Annotated in this window: 4 protein-coding genes and 1 tRNA gene; 2 read left to right on the top strand and 3 right to left on the bottom strand. The window is 40.8% G+C overall.

All coding sequences use genetic code 11. The features are described 5' to 3' along the window. Nucleotides 1-22 precede the first annotated feature (22 nt). From SOM16_RS22975 to SOM16_RS22985, 3 genes are all read right to left on the bottom strand, one after another. A tRNA-Lys gene (locus SOM16_RS22975) sits at nucleotides 23-95 on the bottom strand. Nucleotides 96-250: 155 nt separating this feature from the next. Beyond that, nucleotides 251-949: an NUDIX hydrolase gene (locus SOM16_RS22980; protein WP_320466342.1), complete on the bottom strand. Its 699-nt coding sequence runs from the start codon at nucleotides 947-949 to the stop codon at nucleotides 251-253. Between the two features lies 1 nt (nucleotide 950). Continuing rightward, complete coding sequence (locus tag SOM16_RS22985) at nucleotides 951-1,622, bottom strand: HAD family hydrolase (RefSeq protein WP_320466343.1); 672 nt, start codon at nucleotides 1,620-1,622, stop codon at nucleotides 951-953. Nucleotides 1,623-1,753: 131 nt separating this feature from the next. On the opposite strand from SOM16_RS22985, the gene SOM16_RS22990 reads away from it, so the two are divergent. Together SOM16_RS22990 and SOM16_RS22995 are read left to right on the top strand one after the other, a co-directional pair. Then, a complete protein-coding gene (locus SOM16_RS22990; protein WP_320466344.1) occupies nucleotides 1,754-2,905 on the top strand; it encodes an aldose epimerase family protein in 1,152 nt (383 codons plus the stop codon). Nucleotides 2,906-5,193: 2,288 nt separating this feature from the next. Beyond that, nucleotides 5,194-5,463 (top strand): hypothetical protein, encoded by a 270-nt coding sequence (locus SOM16_RS22995; RefSeq protein ID WP_320466345.1) that lies wholly within the window; start codon nucleotides 5,194-5,196, stop codon nucleotides 5,461-5,463. Nucleotides 5,464-5,679 lie beyond the last annotated feature (216 nt).

Below are 5,679 nucleotides of genomic sequence, written 5' to 3' on the forward strand. Positions count from 1 at the left end.
CACATTTCTGTGAAGCTTTCTGTGATCCCGCTGGGATTCGAACCCAGGACCACTACATTAAAAGTGTAATGCTCTACCAGCTGAGCTACGGAATCATTTCCCTTTGTTTAAGGAGGTGCAAATATAGAGATTATAATCTATCTTCCAAATGTTTTTTTAAAATAATGCAAAGACCGATTTGTATGTTAAATAAATGTTAAGCCAATTGTCTGATTTCTAATTTTATATCTCTAAAAGATGCATTGAGAAATTATTTTATAGCCTTCGGAATAAAGTTTAAAAAAGACTGAAACTGGGCCTTGTGCTTGTTTTTATCTAGTTTGAAATAAAAAGCACCACGCCGTGAATTGGATTTATCTTTCTCCGTTTGTTTAATTAACAAGCCACTGGCTGTGATCTTCCTGATGAAATTTCTGTTGTCGATCGGTGCATCATACACCTGTTCGTACAAGGCTTGTAACTGCGGAATGGTGAATTTTTTAGGAAGCAGTTCGAACAAGATAGGGTGGAGGGCTGCCTGATATCTGATTTTATCCATCGCAGCCTGTACCATTACATCATGATCAAAAATAAGTTCAGGCACCTCTTTAATTTTAAACCATTCGGCATGGAACTGATCGTTAATCTGCGTACTATATTTATTAATGTCAATTAAGGCAAAGTAAACCACTGAAACTGTGCGCTCAATCGGATCGCGGTCTGGTCGGCCATACGCATGCAATTGCTCCAGGTAAACATCATGTAAGCCAGTAAGTTCAAGTAAAATTCGCTTAGCGGCACCGTCTAAATCTTCTTCTTCGCCAATAAAACCACCCATTAAACTCCATTGATCTTTAATCGGTTCTATGGCCCTTTTAATGACCAGCAGTTTAAGCTGATCACCGTCGTACCCGAAAATGATGCAATCTACAGCAACGAGCACAGGTTTTTGATTAATATATTTTGCCATGTTAAAAGAGCGTATTTAATTGAACATCATGATAATCGTTTATAAAAAAAAGAACATTGGCATAGCCTTCAAACTCTTCTTCGTGGTGGGTAGTGGTGATAACAACACATTTCATTCCGGCGTTAAAAGCAGATTCTACACCTTTTGGCGTATCTTCAAAAACCAGGCAATCTACGGGGTTTATCTGAAGTGCTGCTGCGGCTTTTAAAAAGGTTTCAGGATCAGGTTTGCTGATCTCCACATCATCTGCACTCACAATCGCGTCCAGGTAATGGCGAATCTTCAACCCATCTACTACAAAATCGATGTTAAAAGGAATGGCTGCAGAACCAATGGCCATCTTTAATCCATGATCTTTTGCCCGATCTAAAAATGCACCTAAACCATCAATCAATGCTAAATGGGGAAAATACCCTTCTTGGTACCGTTTTTCTTTATCAAAGGAAAGTTTTTTCACTTCCTCATCACTAAATCTACCTTCGCCAAAAACCCGGGTTAATACCTCATGATTTTTACCATACATTTCTTTTTTTACGGTATCATAATCAAGGTTTGCGCCCAGATCATCATTCATAATTGATCGCCAGGCCATGGTATGATAGTCCATATCATTAATCATCGTACCATTCAAATCAAATAGAAATGCTTTGGGTTTGAAGTTAAGTTTGTGCATATTGGCGCTAAATTATATGATTTTTTGCGGATGTGTAAACAGATACATCAATATTCTTACAATTATAATTATTATCGTCATGGCAACGATAATATATTTTCTTAATTTAGCCCTAACCAAAATAAATCTTTATGAAAAAAATAATGCTTAGTGCAATACCATTAGCAACATTATGTTTAGCCGTTTCACTGTACTCATGCAATCCAAAAGCTGATAAAGGCACAGCGGCCACTACCCAAACTGATTCTTTGAAATACAACACCACTATAGATGGCAAAGCAGTTACGCTTTATACTTTAAAAAATTCGAACGGGTCTACCGTAACCATTACTAATTATGGCGGCAGAATTGTTTCGCTCCTGGTACCAGGTAAAGATGATAAATTAACCGATGTGGTGCTGGGTTATGATAGTATTGGTGCTTACCGCAAAAAAGGCGAACCGTTTTTTGGTGCGTTAATCGGTAGATATGGAAACAGAATTGGTAAAGGAAAATTCACATTAAATGGTGAACAATATACTTTGCAGTTAAACGACGGACCAAATACGCTGCATGGTGGAACGGATGGTTTTTACGCTAAGGTTTGGGATGCTAAGCAAGTGGATAGCAAAAAAATCGAATTAAGCTATGTTTCTAAAGATGGCGAGGCTGGGTATCCTGGTAAGCTTGAGGTGAAAGTGGTTTATACGCTAACGGATGATAATGCTTTACAGATTGATTATACAGCAACAACGGATAAAGCAACGGTGGTGAATTTAACCAATCATGCTTATTTCAACTTAAATGGAGAAGGAAATAAATCTATTTTGGATCACGAATTAACCATCGCCGCAGATTCCATTACCCCGGTTGATTCAACTTTAATTCCGACTGGAAAATTGTTGTCGGTAGCAGGAACAGCTTTTGACTTTACCAAAGCAAAAACTATCGGAAAATCTATTGAAGAGAAAGATGAGCAATTGAAATTTGGAAAAGGATACGACCATAATTTTGCGTTAAACAAACATGATGATAAAACACCTGTAGCTACCGTAAAAAGTACATTAACAGGAATAAAAATGGAGGTTTATACTTCGGAACCTGGTTTACAGTTTTATAGTGGCAACTTCTTAACTGGCGCGGATAAAGACGGTAAAGGTGGAAAATCATACCCATTCCGTTCCGCAATTTGCCTGGAAACACAGCACTTTCCTGATGCGCCAAATCATCCAAATTTCGCAAGCACGGAATTGAAACCCGGCCAAACTTATAAAACATCTACAACTTATAAATTTTCGAAATAATTTATAGTAAAACATTGAATGGTAGCTTATTAATTAAGTTGCCATTCATAAAAAAGCTGTATCGTAATTGTTTAATACATAGAAGGATTCGTGATGACACCAGCTGATAGATGACTGGTACAATTTAGATGTATTTTAAGCTTCGAGTTAAAAGGATTTTATCGTGTCCTAGCCGGACGGGCTTATTTTCTTTTGACAGCAAAAGAAACAAAACTGCCGGCTCGCAATTTTTCTGTTAAAGTTAGTGAGTAGGCTTGGATATTGCCATCTCAAAAAATTGACCATGCCGGTCTAAAAGCAGAACGAAGAAACGGTGGTTTGGCCTTGCTGGGTCGTTATAGCGATCGCCATTATTGTTCTATATCTAAGTCTGCTCCCTAATTCTCATCCTGCTATTTCCACCCTGCTCTCCGGCCTAGGAAATGATGGAAGGAGAAAACGTTAAAGCTTCAAACACAATCTTTCATACCCTAAAGACTAAGTTTTACGACAGAGGATGACATAAGCGGTAGATGAACTTATAATCTAATGAAGCACCTCGCTATCGCCACCCTGCTATCCGGCCTAGGAAATGATGGAAGGAGAAAACGTTAAAGCTTCAACCACAATCTTTCATACCCCACAACCCAAGACAGCGCGTTCTCTCCCGATTTTTCATCGGGTGCTTGTGCTGCCGAAATAAAGCTTTAACGAATTTATCCGACATCAGGTCCAAGCCTTGATTTTTTTGTTACTTTTTTGATCAAGCAAAAAAGTAAAAGCCCTTCGGCGGCTAGCCGAGGCAAGACTGCGCAGCGGGAAAAAGTTTTAGGCAGGTGATGACACTAGCTGATAGATGAAAAAGAATTCTATTTTGTCCTGGCCGGACGGGCCTTTTTTCTTTTGACAGCAAAAGAAACAAAACTGCCGGCCCGCAATTTTTCTGTTAAAGTTAGTGAGTAGGCTTGGACATTGCCATCCCAAAAAATTGACCATGCCGGTCTAGGAGCAGAACGAAGAAACGGTGGTTTGGCCTTGTTGGGTAGCAATAGCGATCGCCATTCTTATTATAAATCTAAGTCTGCATCCAATTTTCTCATCATGCTATTGCCACCCTGCTATCCGGCATAGGAAATGATGGAGGGAGAAAACGTTTAAAGCTTCAACCACTTATAAATCTAAGTCCGTATCCTATTTCACGTCACGCTGTGGCCACCCTGCTCTCCGGCCTAGGAAATGATGGAGGGAGAAAACGTTAATGCTTCAACCACAATCTTTCATACCCCACAACCCAAGGCAGCGCGTCCTCTCCCGATTTTTCATCGGGTGCTTGTGCTGCCGAAATAAAGCTTTAACGAATTTATCCGACATCAGGTCCAAGCCTTGACTTTTGCTTCTTTTAGTTAAGAAAAAGAGGAGAGCCCTTCGGCGGCTAGTCGAGGCAAGCCAGCGTAGCGGGAAAAGTTTCGGCAGTTGATGACACTAGCTGATAGATGAAAAAGGATTCTATTTTGTCCTGACCGGACGGGCCTTTTTTCTTTTGACAGCAAAAGAAACAAAACTGCCGGCTCGCAATTTTTTTATCCAAGTCAGTAGATAGGCTAGGGTAGTGCCATCCCAAAAAATTGACCATGCCGGTCTAAGAGCAGAACGAAGAAACGGTGGTTTGGCCTTGCTGCATAGCAATAGCGATCGCCATTCTTGTTGTAAATATAAGTCTGCATTATACTTTCTCATCATGCTATGGCCACCCTGCTATCCGGCATAGGAAATGATGGAAGGAGAAAACGTTAAAGCTTCAACCACAATCTTTCAACCCACCACACCCCAAGGCAGCGCGTCCTCTCCCGATTCTTCATCGGGTGCTTGTGCTGCCGAGACAAAGCTTTAACGAATTTATCCGACATCAGGTCCAAGCCTTGATTTTTGTTTCTTTTCATCAAGGAAAAGAAAATAGCCCTTCGGCGGCGAGCCGAGGCAAGCCAGCGCAGTGGGAAAAGGTTCTCGGCAGTTGATGACACTAGCTGATAGATGAAAAAGGATTCTATTTTGTCCTAGCCGGACGGGCTTCTTTTCTTTTGACAACAAAAGAAACAAAACTGCCGGCTCGCAATTTTTCTGTTAAAGTTAGTGAGTAGGCTTGGACATTGCAACCCCAAAAAATTGACCATGCCGGTCTAAGATCAGAACGAAGAAACGGTGGTTTGGCCTTGTTGGATAGTGATAGCGATCGCCATTCTTGTTATAAATCTAAGTTTGCATCCTAATTTCTCATCATGCTATTGCCTCCCTGCTATCCGGCCTAGGAAATGATGGAAGGAGAAAAATGTCTTTTACGCTTCGAGTTAAAAGGGTTCTGTTTTGTCCTTGCCGGACGGGCCTTTTTTCTTTTGACAGCAAAAGAAACAAAACTGCCGGCTCGCAATTTTTTTATCCAAGTCAGTGAGAGGGCTTGGGCGATGCCATCCCGAAAAATTGGCCATGCCGGTCTAAAAGCAGAACGAAGAAACGGTGGTTTGGCCTTGCTGGGTAGTGATACCGATCGCAATTCTTGTTATAAATCTAATTCCACATCCTAATTCTCCTCGTGCTATTGCCACCCTGCTCTCCGGCCTAGGAAATGATGGAAGGAGAAAACGTTAAAGCTTCAACCACAGTCTTTCATACCCTCAAAGACCAAGGCAGCGCGTTCTCTCCCGATTTTTCATCGGGTGCTTGTGCTGCCGAAAAAAAGCTTTAACGAATTTATCCGACATCAGTTCCAAGCCTTGATTTTTTTGTTACTTTTTTGATCA

The sequence above is a fragment of the Pedobacter sp. CFBP9032 genome (assembly GCF_034045265.1).
In the GTDB taxonomy this organism is placed as follows: domain Bacteria; phylum Bacteroidota; class Bacteroidia; order Sphingobacteriales; family Sphingobacteriaceae; genus Pedobacter.

Excerpts from the sequence above, each read along its gene's own strand:
- SOM16_RS22980 (WP_320466342.1), bottom strand. The coding sequence starts at position 949 with ATGGCAAAATATATTAATCAAAAACCTGTGCTCGTTGCTGTAGATTGC.
- SOM16_RS22985 (WP_320466343.1), bottom strand. The coding sequence starts at position 1,622 with ATGCACAAACTTAACTTCAAACCCAAAGCATTTCTATTTGATTTGAAT.
- SOM16_RS22990 (WP_320466344.1), top strand. The coding sequence starts at position 1,754 with ATGAAAAAAATAATGCTTAGTGCAATACCATTAGCAACATTATGTTTA.
- SOM16_RS22995 (WP_320466345.1), top strand. The coding sequence starts at position 5,194 with ATGATGGAAGGAGAAAAATGTCTTTTACGCTTCGAGTTAAAAGGGTTC.